This is a genomic window from Nonomuraea thailandensis, assembly GCF_024172165.1.
Classification (GTDB): Bacteria; Actinomycetota; Actinomycetes; order Streptosporangiales; family Streptosporangiaceae; genus Nonomuraea; species Nonomuraea thailandensis.
Genome location: NZ_JAMZEB010000002.1, coordinates 1,551,427 through 1,567,393, shown reverse-complemented (window position 1 = coordinate 1,567,393; position 15,967 = coordinate 1,551,427). Strand labels below are relative to the sequence as shown.

Sequence of the window (15,967 nt, the reverse complement as noted above, 5' to 3'; positions counted from 1 at the left end):
CCCCCTAGAACAGTCCCCGCTGGCCCATGCGCTTGGCCAGCCAGTTGGAGCCGAAGATCAGGATGACGCCGGCCACGCCCTTGAACAGGCCGACGGCGGTGGAGTAGCTGAAGTTCCCGTTCTGGACGCCGGCGTAGTAGACGTAGGTGTCGAACACCTCGGCGACCCCGCGGTTCAGCGAGGTGGTCATCAGCCAGATCTGCTCGAAGCCGGAGTCCAGCAGGTTTCCGGAGGCGAGGATGGCCATGACGACGACCGTCGGGCGGATCGCGGGCAGCGTGACGTGCCAGAGCTGGCGGAAGCGGCCGGCGCCGTCCATGCGGGCGGCCTCGTACAGGTTGGGGTCCACCCCGGCCAGCGCGGCCAGGTAGATGATCGTGCCCCAGCCCGTCATCTTCCAGAGCTGCTGCAGGATGACGATCTCACGGAACCACTGTTCCTGCGCCATGTAGTCGATCTTGGTGGTGTCGCCCAGCAGGTCGCGCATCCAGGTGGCGATCACGCCGAAGTCGGCCGCGAACAGCACGTACGTCAGCGCCGCGACGATGGTCCACGACAGGAAGTGCGGGATGTAGATGAGCGACTGGATCGAGCGCTTGAGGATGTTGACCCGCAGCTCGTTCAGCATCAGCGCGACGATGACCGGCGCGGTGAAGACGAACAGGATGTGCAGCGCCGCCAGGATCAGCGTGTTGGCCAGCAGCCGGGCGAAGTCAGGCCCGGAGAAGAGCTGCTCGAAGTGCTTGAATCCGACCCAGGGGCTGCCCGAGTAGCCGAGGAACGGCAGGTAGTCCTGGAACGCGATCGTCACGCCGTACATCGGCAGGTACTTGAAGATCACGAAGTAGGCGACGCCCGGCAGGAGCATCAGGTAGAGCCAGCGATAACGCAGCACCGCGGTGCCCAGCGGCACCTTGTCGGCCCTCTTCGGCTTCTTCGCCTTGGGCGCCGCCTTCGGAGGCGTCGCCAGGTCGGTGGCCACAGCGGCCTCCTTTCGATGTGAGGGGCCCGGAGGGAGCCGGGCCCCTCACGCGGGGGGTCGTCCTACTTGGGGAGCTTGGCGAGCAGGTCGTTGACCTCGGTGATGATCTGGTCGCCGCCGCCGTCGTGCCACTTCTGGATCTCGGCCTTCAGGCCCGCCTCGTCGATCGCGCCCGAGAGGAACTTGACCCGCGCGTCGCCGATGATCTTGTCGATCTGCGGGCCCTTCTCGATCTGCGCGGGGGCCACGACGGGCAGCGCGGCGTTGTGCACCGCCGTCTTGAGGTCCTCCTCCACCAGTTCCTTCTGCTTGGCGATGATGTCCCGGTACGGCTGGCCCGGCGGGATGCGCTGGTAGGCGATGCCGCCGATGTCCATCGTGCCCTTGGTGCTGAGCTGGGTGAACGCGTCGTCCACGTTGTCCTGGACGGTCCGGACGGCGGGGTCGTCCACGTTGATCAGCGTGGCGGTGTCACCGTTCTCGACCTTGAAGTTGCGGCCCTCGATGCCGTTCTGCAGCAGGACCTGGCCTTCCTTGGTGGCCAGCTTGTCCAGCGTCTTCAGCACGTTGTCCAGCTCGGCCTCGGTGCGCACGCTCTGCTTGGAGATGGCCAGGGAGTCGGCGTAGCCGGTGAACGGGTAGGAGAACTTCTTGCCGTCGGAGCGCGCCAGGTTGCCGACCATGGTGACCTTGTCACCGTAGTTCTGGTCGCCGTCCTCCCTGAACAGGTCGAGGACCTGGCGGGAGCGGATGTTGACGTCGATGATCATGCCGCCCCTGCCGAAGAAGAACGGCTCGTTCCACTTGGCGGTGTCGAGGGTGGCGAAGTCGGGGTTGATCAGGCCCTCGTCGACCATCTTCTTGAGGAACTTGTTGGCCTCGATGAACTCGGGGGTGTCGAAGCCGGGCACGACCTTGCCGTCGCGCTCGCCCCAGCCGGTCGGGGCGCCGAACCAGGTCTCGACCACGTCGTACGGGCTGGCGCTGGCGTAGGAGCTGGACGGCCACTTCGGGATGATGAGGCCGTAGGTGTCCTTCTTGCCGTTGCCGTCCGGGTCCTTCTCGGTGAAGGCCTTGGCGACCTCGTAGAACTCGTCGATCGTCGTCGGCTCCTTGAGGCCGACCTTGTCCAGCCAGTCCTTGCGGATCACGACCGCCGAGCGCAGCAGGGGGCGCATGCGGTAGAGGCCGTAGATCTTGCCGTTGACGGAGGCGTTGAGCGCGGTCCGCTCGTCCGCCGGCTTGAGGTTCGGATACTTGTCCAGCTTGTCGGTCAGGTCCCAGAACGCTCCGGCCTGGGCGGACTTCACGAACGCCGGCATCTTCGGGTCCACGACCACGACCTGCGGAATGCTGTCCGAGGCCAGCGTGACGTTCATCTTCTCGGTGTACTCGGCGTTGGGGACCCAGGTGACCTTGATCTTCTTGCCGAGGAACTTCTCGATGGCCTGGTGCAGCTCGCCGGTGGGCTCGGGCGCGGTGCCGAACAGCTTCGCCATGAACGTGACCGTGTTCGGGTCGGACTGGGCCGCGTCGCCACCTCCAGAGCAGGCCGAGGCGGTGAGAGCAGCCGTTAGCGTTAACACACCGGCGAGAAGCCGCCGACGACGGGATGCGCTCATGAGTTCCCTTTCGAATGCAAGCGCGCCTCGTTCTCCTGGAAGAAGCGCTGGCAGAGCCACGTGTTGAGATAGATCCACGCGCCGAAGCTGATCAGCGCCGCCAGGATGGGCAGCGCCGAGGTCGCGTAGGCGATGGCTGAGAGCGCTAGCAGCAAGATCACGGACGACGCCGGACGCAGCAGCGCTAGCTGGACCGCCTTGGGCCAGTAGGCCCAGAGCGGCAGGTCGTAGTGCGCGTAGAGCGGCCCTACTTGTGCCCCCACACCCGCCAGCACGATGAGTGCCACGAGACTGGCGATCCGCGGCGCCCCATGGTCGGGCCCCAGGGCGGAGAAGTAGAGGTAGTTGCCGGCCAGCACGATGGCGACGAGCACCGCGGGCAGGACCAGCAACGAGGCCCGGACGAACTCCCGTCGGTAGACGGTCCAGAATTCGCTCCAAGCCTGAAACGTTTCATTCCGGGCATGCCTCCGAGCCAGGGTGTAGGCGGCTACGGTGGCGGGCCCGAGCCCGAGAATCACGCCTCCCGCGAGGGTGAACACGAGCCAGATCAGGTTCAGGCGGGCCGCCCAGATGACCTCTGAGCAGGCAGCTTGAATCCTGATCGACATGGCGGGATGGTTCATCCGGCACCACCTTCTCGTGGCATGTGCACGGATACGGGGGTGGAGTATTGCACCGTGGTTCCTGCCCAGTTACAAGCGAGTGAACGGCGGTTGGTGCGAAATTAGTGTTGAATCGACTCAAAGTCAATGACGAGATACGCGGAGATTTGCGTACTCCCCGATGAGCGGAGCCATCTGCCGGAACCCGATCTTGCCTCCTGCCAGGGCAGGACCGCCGATCGACCCGTCATCCTCCCAGCGGAACGAGACCAAATCGTTGATTGAGAAGGTCACCGCCGCCCCCTTGACGTCGATCCGGATCGCGTAGGGGCCGTCGGCGTCCAGCACGGCCGGCAACGGGTCAGGGCCCTGCGCGACCAGGTGGAAGCCGTGGCTCTTGCGCAGGTTGCAGGTGTGCAAGGCGCGCTCGGAGGGCCACATACGGCGGAAATAGGAGACGTGGTAGGCGTCGAGGTCGCCGTGGTGGTACTGGTCGTAGGGGCCGTTGCGCGCGGCCAGGGCCGGGTCGAACAGGTCCTCGCCGTTCCTTCCCCGCGCGTGGAAGAACGTGATCGCCAGCCCCGGCTCCCTGACGGGCCAGAAGTCCCACTCGAGGCGGATGTCCCGCGGGAAGTCCTCCGGACACCAGAGGACCAGGTTGGCCGCCTGCCCGTCGGAGGGCGGCCTGAGACTCTCCAGCCTGAGCCTGCCCTGGGGGAAGGACATGGCCCCCTCACCTTCCATCCTGAAGTCGGCGAGGTCGTGGGGGGTGGACAGGGGGTTGGTGTAGAGGGTTTCCATGGGAGTGCTCCTTGTGTTCTCCGGCTGGCGGACGGCTGAACGACCGCGCGCGGGCCTCGGGGGCGCCACGGGCGGCGTCCCACGCCGGCGCGCGAAGCCGCAGGTGAGCGCTGCGAACGGGTGCAGCGCAAGGAACGCGGACGCGAACGAGGCGAGCGCGAGCAACACGCGCACGCCCGCGCGCGGATCGAGCACGTCCAGGCGGGCGAACCGCAGGCACGCGCACGCACGCGGCCGCCGCAGGCGGGCGACGCGCGGGCCGACGACGCGCAGGCGGGCGACGCGGGTGCGAGCTCCGGCCTGCGGCTTCGCCCCTGGCGCGCCGCGGCGGCGAGCAGGTGTACGGCGGGGCCCGGCGCACTCGTACGGCGGCCGGCGCGCAACACCCGCACCCTGGCAGACCACCACCAGGAGCAGCCCCGCAGAGCGAGAACCCGGATGTCAGGCGTCGCGCCGCAACGCGCTGGACTCCCGGATCACCAGGTCAGGCTGGAAGATGACCTGCCGATGCCGATGCTGCTCAGGATCGGCCACCTCCTCCAGCAACAGATCGATCGCGGTCCGCCCCAGCAACTCCCGGGGCTGCCGGATCGACGACAGAGGCACGGCCGCCGCAGCCGCGAAGTCGATGTCGTCGTACCCGATGATCGCCAGATCCTCGGGCACGCGAAGCCCGTGCGACGCCATGGCCTGTAAGAACCCCAGCGCCATCATGTCGTTGGCGCAGAAGGCGGCGGTGGGCCGTTCGTCGGGAGGCAGCGCCGCCACCCGTTCGCCGATGGCCCGCCCTTCGGCCACCGTGAGCGTGTGCGCGCTGGAGGTGAGCAGCTCGACGGCGCCGTCGGCGGCGGCGACGGCGCTGGTCACGCCCGCGTGCCGGTCGGCCACCTGTTTGATGGACATCGGCCCGCCGACGAACATGATCCGCCGGTGCCCGCGTTCGATGAGGTGGGCGCCGGCGATCTGCCCGCCCAGCCGGTCGTCGACGGCGACCGAGCACTGCAGCCCGGTCGCCGGGCTGTCGACCAGCACGACGGGGGTGCCGCGGGCGATGAGCTCCTCCACCCAGGGGCTCTCCGTCTCGACAGGGGTGATCAGTATGCCCATCACCCGCTGCTGTTCGAGCTGGTCGAGGTGGCGGCGCTCGCGGCCCGTGTCGCCGGCGCTGTTGCAGAGCACCACCATCGAGTCGTGGTCGTCGGCCACGGCTTCCGCGCCCTGGGCCACGTCCACGAAGAACGGGTTGGACACGTCGAGCACGACGAGCCCGACCGTCCTGCTGCGGCCCACCCGCAGGTGGCGGGCCACCTCATTGCGGACGAAGCCAAGTTTCTTGATCGCTTCGAAGACGCGTTCGCGTGTGGCGGGGGACACGATCTCCGGGCGGTTGAGTACATTGCTCACCGTTCCCACTGAGACGCGCGCCAGCTGCGCGACCTCCTTGATGTTCCTGGTCGCCATCGATCCTCACGAGGCCGTGCTGCTGAAAGAACGGTATCCAGACTGGTAAGAGCGCAGGATCCGTCGCGTACGGAGAACCGCCGACCGCGGTTCACCGTGAACTTCGGCTCATCATAGCGGCATTCAAGATTCTTTTGAATCGTCTCAAAGACTCGGGGTGGTCACGCTCCGGAAGGCGTGGCGGCGCCAGACTTCATGCCGTCGAGCATCAGGCGCAGGTACCGCCCCGGATCGGCGGCCACCGGCGCGGGGAGCTGCTCGGGGTGACAGGTGAAGACGTTCAGCAGGTGGATGAGGTCCTCCACGCCGACGTCGGGCCGCATCGAGCCCTCGGCCTGCGCCTGCCGTACGAGGCCGGCGAACCGCTCCACCCAGCCCGCCCGCACCCGCGCGAACTCGGCCCGGTCGACGATCGCCTCCTCCGGCAGCACCGCCAGTGCGGTGGAGAGCGCGGCGCGGCCCGGCTCGGCGACCCAGCAGACGAAGTCCCAGATGGCGCTCCAGGCGTCGGCGGAGCTGCCGGCCGCGGCGTCCAGCGCCTCCGCCATCGTGTGGATGTAGTGATCGCCGACCGCCGCGATGAGCGCGGCGCGGTCGGGGAAGCGGCGGTAGAGCGTGCCGATGCCGACGCCGGCACGCTTGGCGATGGCCTCCATGGGGGCGTTGACGCCGCGCTCGGCGACGACCTCCGCGGCCGCCTCGACGATCTTGCCCAGGTTCCGCCTGGCATCCGCGCGCACGTACGACCTCCAAGTGGACGACTGCATTCCGCTTAGTGTACCGTCCGAGCAACCGGAACCCGAGATTCCGCTTAGCAGGAGGTCCCCATGATCGTGATCACCGGTGCCACCGGCAACATCGGCCGGGCTCTCGTCCGGCGGCTGCACGGCCACGACCGGCTCGCCGTCGTCCGCCGCCCCGCCGACGACCTCGGCAGCCCGTACGCGACGGCCGACTTCGACGAGCCGGAGACGATCGGCGGGCTGCTCTCCCCCGGCGACCGCCTGTTCCTCAACAGCGGGATCTGGCCCGGCTTCGTGGACGCCCACCGCGCCGTCATCGACCTGGCCTCCGCGGCGGGGGTCGCGCAGATCGTCGCGGTGTCGGTACGCGACGCCGCCGTCGGCGCCAGGCTCGGCATGGGCCTGCACGGCCAGGTCGACGCCCACCTCAGGAAGTCGGGCGTGCCGTACGCGATCCTCCAGCCCAGCGGCTTCATGCAGACCCTGCCGCGCGACGTCCGCGACGGCACCATGTACGGCTCGTACGGCTCCGCGGGGGTGAACTACATCGACACCCGCGACATCGCCGACGTGGCCGCCGCCCTGCTGACCGGCCCTGTGGGCCCCGACCGGGAGTACCTGCTGACGGGCCCGCCGTCCCTGTCGCACGAGGAGATCGCCGCGGAGATCGGCACGGCGCTGGGCCGGGAGGTCCGGTACGTGAACCTGTCCGTCGCCGAGATGACCGGCCACCTGGAGCGCCAGGGCGTTCCGCAGCCGTTCGCGGGCGAGCTGGCCGAGCTCCAGGCCGAGACCGGTAACGGGAGCTGGGAGCCGGCCACGACGGTGGTGGCCGAGCTCACCGGCCACGCGCCCCGCTCCTGGCAGGACTTCCTGGCCGACCACAAGGACGCGTTCGCCTGAACACCCGGACGGGGTGACGGGTGAGCGCTCCAGGACATTCCGCCCAGCGAGCCCGGGACCGGTCCCGCCCGAACGTCTTCGGCCGGTTCCGCGTGAGCGCCCGGGGCGGTTGGGGCGGTTCCGGGCGGTTCCGGGCGGTTCCGGGAGATGGTCTCAGGCGGGGTCGACGATGCGCACGCGGACCGCCCTGAACAGGGCGGGCGTGTCGCGCAGCACCGCCAGGCGCGGGTCCGGCACCACCAGGAAGGGCTCGGTCTCCAGCGCCAGCAGCGGCGCCAGCCGCCGGTCGGGCCGCAGCGCGTCCATCGCCCTGCGATCGCCGCCGAGCACGACCCCGTCCAACTCGCCCAGGTACGGCGTCAGCACCCGCACCGCCGTCTCCACCGCGTCGTCGAACGCCTGGGCCGCCTGGTTCCTGCGCCGCCTGGCGAAGCGCTGCTGCGACCACCCGCCGGCCGCCGTGCGCCCCTGCACCAGCCGCGACCCCACCTTGGACGCCACCAGCGAGCCACCGTGGAAGATCCCCGCCGCGTACCCGCCGAGCCGCACCAGGAACACCCCGACCCGCCGCTCCCTACCGGCGTGCGCGACGAGTCCGGTCACGTGCGGCGGCCCCGGCGGTGTCATGGGCGGGAACGGCACGTGCAGCTCGGCCACCGCCCCGTCATCGGCCAGCAGCCGCACGACCCGCTCGTCCCCGCTCGCCGAGAAGGGCCCGTGACGCTCGGCGAACCCGTCGATCCACGGATGCAGGCGCTCCGGCGGCACGGTGACCCACCGCCCGCCGCCCCTCGCCGGACGCGCGCTCATGACCCGCAGGCTAGCGGACCCCGCCCGAACTCCCCACGCGTCCCCGGCACGCAGGCCGCTCCGCACCCGGCACCCCGCACCTCGCGCCGGGCGCCACGCACGCGGGAACCAAAGCGGAAATGTCGGTAAATTTTGTTTCGCGGGGCTTCTGATGCCGCTGTGGCAGGAGCACCATCTGTACGTGTCCTCCCTGCTCACGAGTCCCATGGTGGATCTCGACACCGGGGCCGTCATCGCGCACCCCGCCATCGTGGACCCCAACGGCGCCCTCCGGGCCGCGCCGTTGCCCATGGTGCTCGAACTGCCCATTCGGGTGGTGCTGTCGGGCGCGGGTGCCCTGGCGCCCCTGCACGAGGCGCTGAGAAGGGCGGGCAGGCATCCGCGCGAGGCGATCCTGCTGCTCACTGGACCGTGCCACGAGCAGGACAGGCCGCTGCTCAAGGTGGGCCTCGACGGCCTGCGCACGATCGGTTACCTGCTCGGCTTCGGCGACGTGGGCAGCGGGGGCGCGGCCCTGGACCTGATCACCGACTCCTCCCCGTACCTGCTGGCCCTCGACCCGGAAGTGGTGGCGCGCATCCCGGGCGACCACCGGGCGATCGCGGTGGCGCGGGCGGTGGTGACGCTGGCCCGCGGCATCGGCGCCCACGTCATGGCGCCGGGCGTGGAGCGCGAGGCGCAGGTGGCCACGGTCCGCGGTCTGGGCGTGCGTCTGGCGCACGGCCCGCTGCTGGCGCCGGGCCCCGACGGCAAGGTACGGGTGCCGCTGCCGGTCGCCGACGAGTCCCCCGCCTCGGTCATGCTCGGCCCCCGCGTGCAGGAGCTGCTGTTGCCGGCCGTGACGCTGCCGGTGGAGGCGAAGGCGGAGGAGGCCGTGGCGGCGTTCGGGCACGAGCCGACGATCACCAGCGTGATCCTGGTGGACGAGTTCCAGCGGCCCAGGGGCAGCCTGGACCGCAGCCGGTTCCTGCTGTCGTTCGCGGCCCGCTACGGGCACGCGCTGCACGGGCAGAAGCCGGCGCAGCGGCTGGCCGACCCGCCGCGCACGGTGCCGCGCACCACTCCGGCCATCGCCGCCATGCAGGCGGCGGGCAGGGACGCGGCCCGCGTCTACGACGACCTGGTGGTCACCGACGAGCTGAACCGCTGCCTGGGCATCGTCCGCGTCTCCGACCTGATCAGGCAGGTCTCCGCGCTCAGAGGCTGACCCCGGCGAGCCGGGACCCCGCGTTCCGAGCAGGCGCGGGCAGGGAAAATCCGCATGCCGAACGGACGCCGGCGGGTAGGAAGCAGAGCATGCTGAACAGACGTGCCCTGCTCGGCGCCGGCCTGCTCGCCGGCGTGCCGGTCGGGGCGTCGGCGTGCACCGCCGCATCTCCGCCGCCCAGAGGCTTCGACCCGGCCGACTGGGCGTCGGTGCGCTCCCAGTTCGCGCTGGACCCGGCGTACGGGCAGTTCGCCGCGTTCGTCCTGGCCCCCGCGCCGGCGCAGGTACGGGAGGCGATCAGGACGCACCGCGACGCGCTGGACGCCGACCCCGACTACACGCCGCCCGGCGGCGCCTCCCCCGACCAGGCCGTACGCGAGGCCGCCGCCCGCTACCTGGGCGCGGAGCCGGGCGCGATCGCGCTGACCGACAGCACCACGATGGGCCTGGCGCTGCTCTACTCCGGCCTGGTCCTGCGCCCCGGCCAGGACGTGCTGACCACCGAGCACGACTTCCTGGCCACCCACGAGGGCCTGCGGCTGCTGGCGGGACGCACGGGCGCGAAGGTGCGCAGGGTCAAGCTGTACGACGACCCGGCCCGCGCCTCGGCCGACCGCATGGTCTCGGCGATCAAGGACGGCCTCGGCCCGCGCACCCGCGTGGTCGCGGTCACCTGGGTGCACTCCAGCACCGGCGTGCGTGTGCCGGTCCGGGCGATCGCCGACATGCTGGCCGAGGCGAACAGGGGCCGCGCCGCGCACGACAGGGCGCTGCTGTGCGTGGACGGGGTGCACGGGTTCGGCGCGATGGCCGACGGCGTGGCGGACCTGGGCTGCGACTTCCTGGCCAGCGGCACGCACAAATGGCTGTTCGGGCCGCGCGGCACCGGCATCGTGTGGGGCCGCGCCTGGGACGCGGTGGCCCCGATCGTGCCCAGCTTCAGTCAGGCCGCCTTCGCCGCCTGGCAGAACGGCGGATCCCCCGGCGCCACCACGGCGGAGCTGGTCACGCCGGGCGGGTACAAGGCGTTCGAGCACCGGTGGGCGATGCCGCAGGCGTTCGCGTTCATGACGGCGATCGGCAAGGACCGGGTGCGGGCGCGCACCCAGGAGCTGGCCACCCGGCTGAAGGCGGGCCTGGCCGAGATCCCGCACGTCAGGCTCGCCACGCCGCGGGCGCCCGAGCTGTCGGCGGGGCTGGTGTGCTGCTCGGTGGCCGGCATGGAGCCGTTCGAGGCGGTGGAGCGGCTGCGGGAGCGCAAGGTGATCACGAGCGTGACTCCGTACAACCCCTCGCTGCTGCGCTTCGGCACGAGTATCGTGACCAGCCCCGAGCAGGTGGATCAGGCGGTCAAGGCGGTGGAGGGGCTGGGATGACCTGGCAGGAGCCATACGGGCCGCTGATCGGGACCGGCGTGCGCGTGCTGACCTGGAACGTGTGGGGCGAGGAGGGCCCGTACGCCCAGCGGGCGGGGCGCATCGAGAAAGTGGTGCGCGGCCTGGCGCCCGACGTGGTGGCGTTACAGGAGTGGGCGGGCCAGCGGCTCGGCTACGAGCACGTCGCGGCCGGCCCGGCGCAGGCGCCGGTCGCCGTGCTGTCCCGCTGGCCGGTCGTCCGGCAGGAGGACCGGCCGCTGCCGGGCGGGCCGCCGCCGCGGGAGAAGGGCGGCGTGCTGCCGGGCCGCGCGCTGTTCTGCGAGCTGGACGGGCCGCGCGGGCCGTTACAGGTGCTCAGCGTGATGATCGGGGCCTACCGCGGATGCTGACCGGGCGCAGCGCCACCTCGGTGCCGGGGCTGGTCTTCTACGACGCGTGGGAGGTCGCCGGCGACGGCGGCCCCGGCCACACGTGGAGCAACGCCAACCCGTGGGCCCGGCCCGCCCTGTATCCCGACCGGCGCTTCGACTACGTGCTGAGCGCCTGGCCGAGGGCGGGCGGCGCCGGGCACCCGGTGCGCTGCGAGGTGGTCGGTGACGGCCCCGAGCCCGCCTCCGACCACTACGGTGTGCTGGCGGAGCTGCGCTACTGATTCTCGTGCCCGGGACGTGTCAGCTCACGCGGCTCACCAGCCCCGTGTCCAGGCTGTAGTAGGCGCCGATGACGGTGGCGCTGCCGTGCAGGAGGGGGTCGGCTCTCAGGTGCGAGACGGTCCGGCGGATGTGGGCGTGGACCATGGGCTCGACCCGGCCGTTGGAGGTGGCGTAGGCGGGTTCGAGCGCCGCGACGATGGCGGGCAGCTCACCGGGCAGGACGACCCGCCTGCGTAACGCCCGGGCGGCCGCCGTGACCGCGCCGCAGCGCTGGTGGCCCAGGACGACGACGAGGCTGGCCCGCAGGTCCTGCGGGCCGTACTGGACGGCGGCCGTGACGAGGGAGTCGAGGGTGTGGGCGGCGGTGCGGACGACCAGCAGGTCGCCGAGGCCGACGTCGAAGACCACCTCGGGCGGCACCCGGGAGTCGATGCACGACAGCACGACCGCCCGGGGCTGCTGCCCGGAGGCGACCTGCCTCCGGCGTCGCGGGTCCTGGTGCGGGTGGGCGGACTTGCCCGCCGCCCAGCGCCGGTTGCCCTGTTCGAGTAAGGACCACATCTGCCTGGCACAACCACGCCAGGCGACCGCTTCGTTACGCACGGCTGCGATATGCCCGCCGGCCCCGTGACCTAGCGGGCAGATCTCACAGGCGGCAGGCGTAGATGTCGGTGACCAGGATGGCCCTTGCGCCGATGTCCCACAGCTGATCCATCACCTGCTGGTGACCCTTGCGCCGGACCATGGCGCGCACGGCGACCCAGCCCTCGCGGTGCAGCGGAGAGACCGTGGGGCCCTCCATGCCGGGCGTCAGGGTGATGGCCTCCTCGATGCGCTCGGCGCGGATGTCGTAGTCCATCATGACGAAGTCGCGGGCCTGCACGACGCCCTGGAAGCGGCGGACGAGCTGGCCGACACCCGGTGTGTCGGGCCCGCTGTGCCGCTTGATCAGCACGGCCTCCGACTTCATGATCGGGTCGCCGAACACCTCCAGGCCGACGTTGCGCAGCGTGGTGCCGGTCTCGACGACGTCGGCCACGGCGTCGGCCACGCCGAGCCTGATGGCCGTCTCGACGGCCCCGTCGAGCTTGATCACGCGGGCGTCGACGCCCTGGTCGGAGAGGTACTTGTCGAGCAGGCCGGCGTAGGAGGTGGCGATGCGCCTGCCGTTGAGGTCGTGCACCGACCCCATCGTCCCGGCTGCGGCGGCCAGCCGGAAGGTGGAGGCGCCGAAGCCGAGCGACATGATCTCCTCGACCGGCGCGCCGGAGTCGATCAGCATGTCCCTGCCGGTGATGCCCACGTCGAGGGTGCCCTCGCCGACGTAGACCGCGATGTCGCGGGGCCGCAGGAAGAACAGCTCCCAGCCGTTGGCGTCGTCGACGACGACGAGCTCCTTGCTGTCCCTGCGTGACCGGTAGCCGGCCTCCTTGAGCATGGCCTGGGCGGCCTCGCTGAGCGAGCCCTTGTTCGGTACTGCCAGACGCAGCATGTCTTCAGGTCCTTACGTGTGTCTGCCTTCCGCTATCTCCTGGTGGCGGGCGCGCGCGGCGCCCTAGAGATGCTTGTAGACCTGGTCGAGGCCGATGCCTTTGGCGATCATCAGCACCTGCACGTGGTAGAGGAGCTGGGAGATCTCCTCCGCGGCCCTGTCGTCTGACTCGTACTCGGCGGCCATCCAGCTCTCGGCGGCCTCCTCGACGACCTTCTTGCCGATGGCATGGACGCCGGCGTCGAGCGCGGCCACGGTGCCCGAGCCCGCGGGCCGGGTGGTGGCCTTCTCTGACAGCTCGGCGAACAGCTCTTCGAAGGTCTTCATGGTCTCTCTCGTCGGTCGGATGACGTGCCTGTTAAGCCTAGTCTGCGTCATGGGGTGACGCCGCCCCGCGTCCGCCACGCGAGACGGCGCCATCCACTGTTCACCCCAGCGCCTTCTTCGCCCTGGTCACCCGCTCCATGACGTGCGCCGACTCGCCGCCCTCGTGCCCGTTGTACGGGTACACCCTGATGTCCTTGTCCCCCGCGTAGTGGTTGTAGGCGGCGAACACCGTGGACGGCGGCGTGATCCCGTCCTGCAGCCCCACGGAGAACAGCGCGGGCGTGCGGGCCCTGGCGGCGAAGTTCATCCCGTCGAAGTAGGCCAGCGTCTCGAAGACCCGCTCCACCTGGTCCTTGAACGCCCGGCAGTAGGCCGCGAGCTCCGCGTACGGGTGCTCGGGCGTGATCTGCGTGGCGTGCCTGATGTGGCACATGAACGGCACGTCCACCAGCGCGCAGGCCAGGCCGGGCGCCAGCGCCGACACGGCCAGCGCGATCGCCCCGCCCTGGCTGGCGCCGCCGACCGCGATCTCCCCGATCCCCGGATGCGCCCTGGCGGCCTCGACCGCGCGTACGGCGTCGGTGTAGAGCCGCCGGTAGTAGTAGGCGTGGGGGTCGTGGACGCCGCTGGTCATGACGCCGGGCGTCTGCGGCCCCGTGCCGGGGTAGGGGTCGGCGGTGTCGCCGCGCCGCCACCCGCCGGCTCCCTGGCCCCGGCTGTCCATGGCGAGCACGGCGTAGCCGAAGCTCGGCCACAGCAGCCAGTCGATCGGCAGCCCGCGCCCGCCGCCGTACCCCTGGTACTCGATCACGCACGGCACCGGCCCCGTGACGTGGCGGGGCAGCAGCAGCCAGCCCTTGATCGGGTGCCCGCCGAACCCCGCGAACGTCACGTCGAACACGTCGGCCACGGTCAGCTCGCTCGGGACAGGGGTGAACTCGGGGGCGAGGTCGTGGGCGCGGGCCTCGCCGAGCGTCCGCTGCCAGAACGCGTCGAAGTCGGCGGGCTCGGCCCGCTCGGGACGGTATTGGCGCAGTTGCGGCAGGGGCAGGTCGACGAACACGGAGGGCTCCTTCCGGGGGCAGGGTGCTCGTCACGGTACGCGGTAAGCTGCCCCCGGCACGAGCCCGTCAGGGGCCGGCGGCGAGCTTCGCGGCCATCGGTCTCAGCTTCTCCGCGATGGTGACCAGCTCACGCTGCGTCAGGTCCACGCCGATGATCTCGAAGGTGAAGCCGGCGTCGGCGAGCTCCTTCTCGATGAGCGCGGACCTGACGTCGCGGGGCAGCACGCCGAAGAACTTCGTCCGGGTCGGCGACAGCAGGACGGGCACCGTCTCCTCCCCGATCCTGATCGACACCGTGCGCGCGCCGCCGCCCGGCGACAGGCGCTCGATGTCCCGCCTGACCTGGCCGCCGGTCTCGCTGAGCGCGATCTCCTTCTGGACGTCGTCCAGCGACCTGGTGTACTTCTGGCCGGCTTTCACGGCGGCGGCGCGCTGCTCGCGCAGCACGTCCTTGGCGTAGGCACGCAGCTCGGCCCGTTCGGCGTCGTTCAGGGCCGACAGGCCGCCCCTGGCCGCGCTCAGCTCGCGGGCGGCCTGCCGGCCGGCCTTGGCCTCGAACACGGCCAGGATCTCCAGCACTCCCCCGTTGCGCACGCCGAGGATGCCGTCGGTGATCTGCCGCCCGGACAGGTCCCGCACGAGATGCCCGGGGACGAACTCCAGCGGCCTGCCTCCCGTCCGCAGCCCCAGGGCGAACGATCCGGCCCGCTGAGCGAGCCACGGCACGACCTGCGACTCCAGCACCTCCTCCAGCACCTGGCCCTTGAGGTGGTCCACGTTCGGCCCCTTCTCCAGGATGCGCAGCATGGCGGGCCCGTCCAGCGTGGCCAGCGCCCGGTGCGTGCCGGCCAGCTCGCGGAACAGATCCAGCACCGCCTGCTCCGGCATGGCCGCCACGCCCGGGCCGCGCACGACCCGCGGCAGGGCCCGCGCCGCCTCCCTGGCCACCGCCGTGCCGATCTTCTTGTCGACGCGCAGCGCCACCTCGGCCTGCTCGACCACGCGCACCGCGGGAGAGTTGGCCGACAGGCGGCCGCCGGCGGTCACGGCGCGCGACCACTGGGCCGCGTCCCGGCCGTACAGGGCGACCAGGCGCGCCTCGGTGTAGAGCACGCGCCCGCCCTTGACCAGCCGTCCGGCCAGCGGCAGCAGCACCGTGGCCGCCAGCACGCCCCGCTCCACGTCGCTGAGCCGGTAGCCGAACAGGTCCCGCCCGCTGTACGCCTCGTAGGCCGCCACCACGTTGCCCACGACCGGCACCAGGCCGATGGCCAGCTCGACCGCCTCGACGACCGCCGGCCGTTCGATGGGGATCTCGCTGATCTCCACGTCGGCCGGCAGCGTCTGCGCCAGGCGGAGCAACGCCACCATGTCGGGCCGCTCGGCCAGGAAGTCGGCCAGCCCCGACTCCGCCCGCCGCGTCAGGAACGCCTGATCGACGGGGCGGCGGCGGACCCAGCTCATGAGCTCGGAGGCGATCACCGACATGATCCGCGGGATCAGCGGGTTGTCCTGGATCAGGTAGCTCCTGCCGTTCTGCCGGTCGATCACGGCCTGCTGCCGCAGGCGGACCTGGGTCACCAGCCGCAGCCCCAGGTCCAGGTACTCCTGCTCCTTGCGGACGTACGCCTGCTGGGCCTGCTCGCTCGCCAGCTCCGGGTGGATCTCGTCGGAGGCCCTGCGCAGGCAGTCGATGGTCCACTGCTCGGGCCCCTTCAGGCCGGTCCTCGGGTCGGGCGGGCGCCGGTCGTAGCCCAGCACGTGGTCGGGGCTCGCGGCGAGCTGCGCCTTCATGATCTCCGCGGCGCGGCGGACGTTCGCGATCTCGTCCGCGCTCGCCCTCCCGGAGGCCAGGTGCCGGCGCAGCAGCCCTTCTGCCCGCCCGATCGCGGCCTGGTAGGGGGCCAGGTCACGGCCCATG

At 71.1% G+C, this 15,967-nt stretch carries 17 protein-coding genes; 5 read left to right on the top strand and 12 right to left on the bottom strand.

Annotation, left to right across the window (positions count from 1 at the left end):
• Positions 1–4 precede the first annotated feature (4 nt).
• The 6 genes from HD597_RS11300 to HD597_RS11275 all read right to left on the bottom strand — a co-directional run bounded on the left by HD597_RS11300 (position 5) and on the right by HD597_RS11275 (position 6,238).
• Positions 5–982, bottom strand: coding sequence for an ABC transporter permease (locus tag HD597_RS11300; RefSeq protein WP_253741959.1), 978 nt, complete (start codon positions 980–982; stop codon positions 5–7).
• Between the two features lie 62 nt (positions 983–1,044).
• Positions 1,045–2,481, bottom strand: a complete 1,437-nt coding sequence (locus HD597_RS11295; RefSeq protein WP_253741958.1) for an extracellular solute-binding protein — start codon at positions 2,479–2,481, stop codon at positions 1,045–1,047.
• Positions 2,482–2,600: 119 nt separating this feature from the next.
• Entirely contained in the window at positions 2,601–3,230 is a 630-nt protein-coding gene (locus tag HD597_RS11290; RefSeq protein ID WP_253741957.1) for a YesL family protein, read from the bottom strand.
• Positions 3,231–3,353: 123 nt separating this feature from the next.
• Positions 3,354–4,010: a DUF1961 family protein gene (locus HD597_RS11285; protein WP_253741956.1), complete on the bottom strand. Its 657-nt coding sequence runs from the start codon at positions 4,008–4,010 to the stop codon at positions 3,354–3,356.
• Positions 4,011–4,451: 441 nt separating this feature from the next.
• The gene (locus HD597_RS11280) at positions 4,452–5,471 is read right to left on the bottom strand and encodes a LacI family DNA-binding transcriptional regulator (RefSeq protein ID WP_253741955.1); all 1,020 of its coding nucleotides are present in this window, start codon (positions 5,469–5,471) and stop codon (positions 4,452–4,454) included.
• Between the two features lie 161 nt (positions 5,472–5,632).
• Positions 5,633–6,238 (bottom strand): TetR/AcrR family transcriptional regulator, encoded by a 606-nt coding sequence (locus HD597_RS11275; RefSeq protein ID WP_253741954.1) that lies wholly within the window; start codon positions 6,236–6,238, stop codon positions 5,633–5,635.
• A gap of 60 nt (positions 6,239–6,298) precedes the next feature.
• On the opposite strand from HD597_RS11275, the gene HD597_RS11270 reads away from it, so the two are divergent.
• Entirely contained in the window at positions 6,299–7,117 is an 819-nt protein-coding gene (locus HD597_RS11270; RefSeq protein ID WP_253741953.1) for an NAD(P)H-binding protein, read from the top strand.
• Between the two features lie 153 nt (positions 7,118–7,270).
• On the opposite strand, the gene HD597_RS11265 is transcribed toward HD597_RS11270, so the two are convergent.
• Entirely contained in the window at positions 7,271–7,927 is a 657-nt protein-coding gene (locus HD597_RS11265) for an acVLRF1 family peptidyl-tRNA hydrolase (RefSeq protein ID WP_253741952.1), read from the bottom strand.
• Positions 7,928–8,108: 181 nt separating this feature from the next.
• Here HD597_RS11265 and HD597_RS11260 point away from each other — a divergent pair, with 181 nt between their 5' ends.
• From HD597_RS11260 to HD597_RS11245, 4 genes are all read left to right on the top strand, one after another.
• Positions 8,109–9,134 (top strand): EAL domain-containing protein, encoded by a 1,026-nt coding sequence (locus HD597_RS11260; RefSeq protein WP_253741951.1) that lies wholly within the window; start codon positions 8,109–8,111, stop codon positions 9,132–9,134.
• 89 nt (positions 9,135–9,223) lie between these two features.
• The gene (locus tag HD597_RS11255) at positions 9,224–10,510 is read left to right on the top strand and encodes an aminotransferase class V-fold PLP-dependent enzyme (RefSeq protein WP_253741950.1); all 1,287 of its coding nucleotides are present in this window, start codon (positions 9,224–9,226) and stop codon (positions 10,508–10,510) included.
• Positions 10,507–10,899: an endonuclease/exonuclease/phosphatase family protein gene (locus tag HD597_RS11250; protein WP_253741949.1), complete on the top strand. Its 393-nt coding sequence runs from the start codon at positions 10,507–10,509 to the stop codon at positions 10,897–10,899. Before HD597_RS11255 ends, HD597_RS11250 begins: the two co-directional genes overlap by 4 nt.
• On the top strand, positions 10,893–11,162 hold the full coding sequence (locus tag HD597_RS11245; protein ID WP_253741948.1) for an exonuclease/endonuclease/phosphatase family protein: 270 nt from the start codon (positions 10,893–10,895) through the stop codon (positions 11,160–11,162). The genes HD597_RS11250 and HD597_RS11245 overlap by 7 nt, the downstream gene beginning before the upstream one ends.
• Before the next feature lie 19 nt (positions 11,163–11,181).
• Here the strand turns inward: HD597_RS11245 and HD597_RS11240 are convergent, their stop codons facing one another.
• The 5 genes from HD597_RS11240 to HD597_RS11220 form a co-directional block, all read right to left on the bottom strand.
• Positions 11,182–11,766, bottom strand: coding sequence for a carbonic anhydrase (locus HD597_RS11240; RefSeq protein ID WP_253741947.1), 585 nt, complete (start codon positions 11,764–11,766; stop codon positions 11,182–11,184).
• Positions 11,767–11,809: 43 nt separating this feature from the next.
• Positions 11,810–12,655 (bottom strand): ATP phosphoribosyltransferase, encoded by an 846-nt coding sequence (gene hisG / locus HD597_RS11235; RefSeq protein ID WP_253741946.1) that lies wholly within the window; start codon positions 12,653–12,655, stop codon positions 11,810–11,812.
• A 63-nt stretch (positions 12,656–12,718) separates the two neighbouring features.
• Positions 12,719–12,982 carry a phosphoribosyl-ATP diphosphatase gene (locus HD597_RS11230; protein WP_080037115.1) on the bottom strand — a complete coding sequence of 88 codons (264 nt, stop codon included), beginning with the start codon at positions 12,980–12,982 and terminating at the stop codon, positions 12,719–12,721.
• Between the two features lie 100 nt (positions 12,983–13,082).
• A complete protein-coding gene (locus HD597_RS11225; protein ID WP_253741945.1) occupies positions 13,083–14,045 on the bottom strand; it encodes an acetylxylan esterase in 963 nt (320 codons plus the stop codon).
• A gap of 67 nt (positions 14,046–14,112) precedes the next feature.
• Positions 14,113–15,966: a pre-toxin TG domain-containing protein gene (locus HD597_RS11220; protein ID WP_253741944.1), complete on the bottom strand. Its 1,854-nt coding sequence runs from the start codon at positions 15,964–15,966 to the stop codon at positions 14,113–14,115.
• Position 15,967 lies beyond the last annotated feature (1 nt).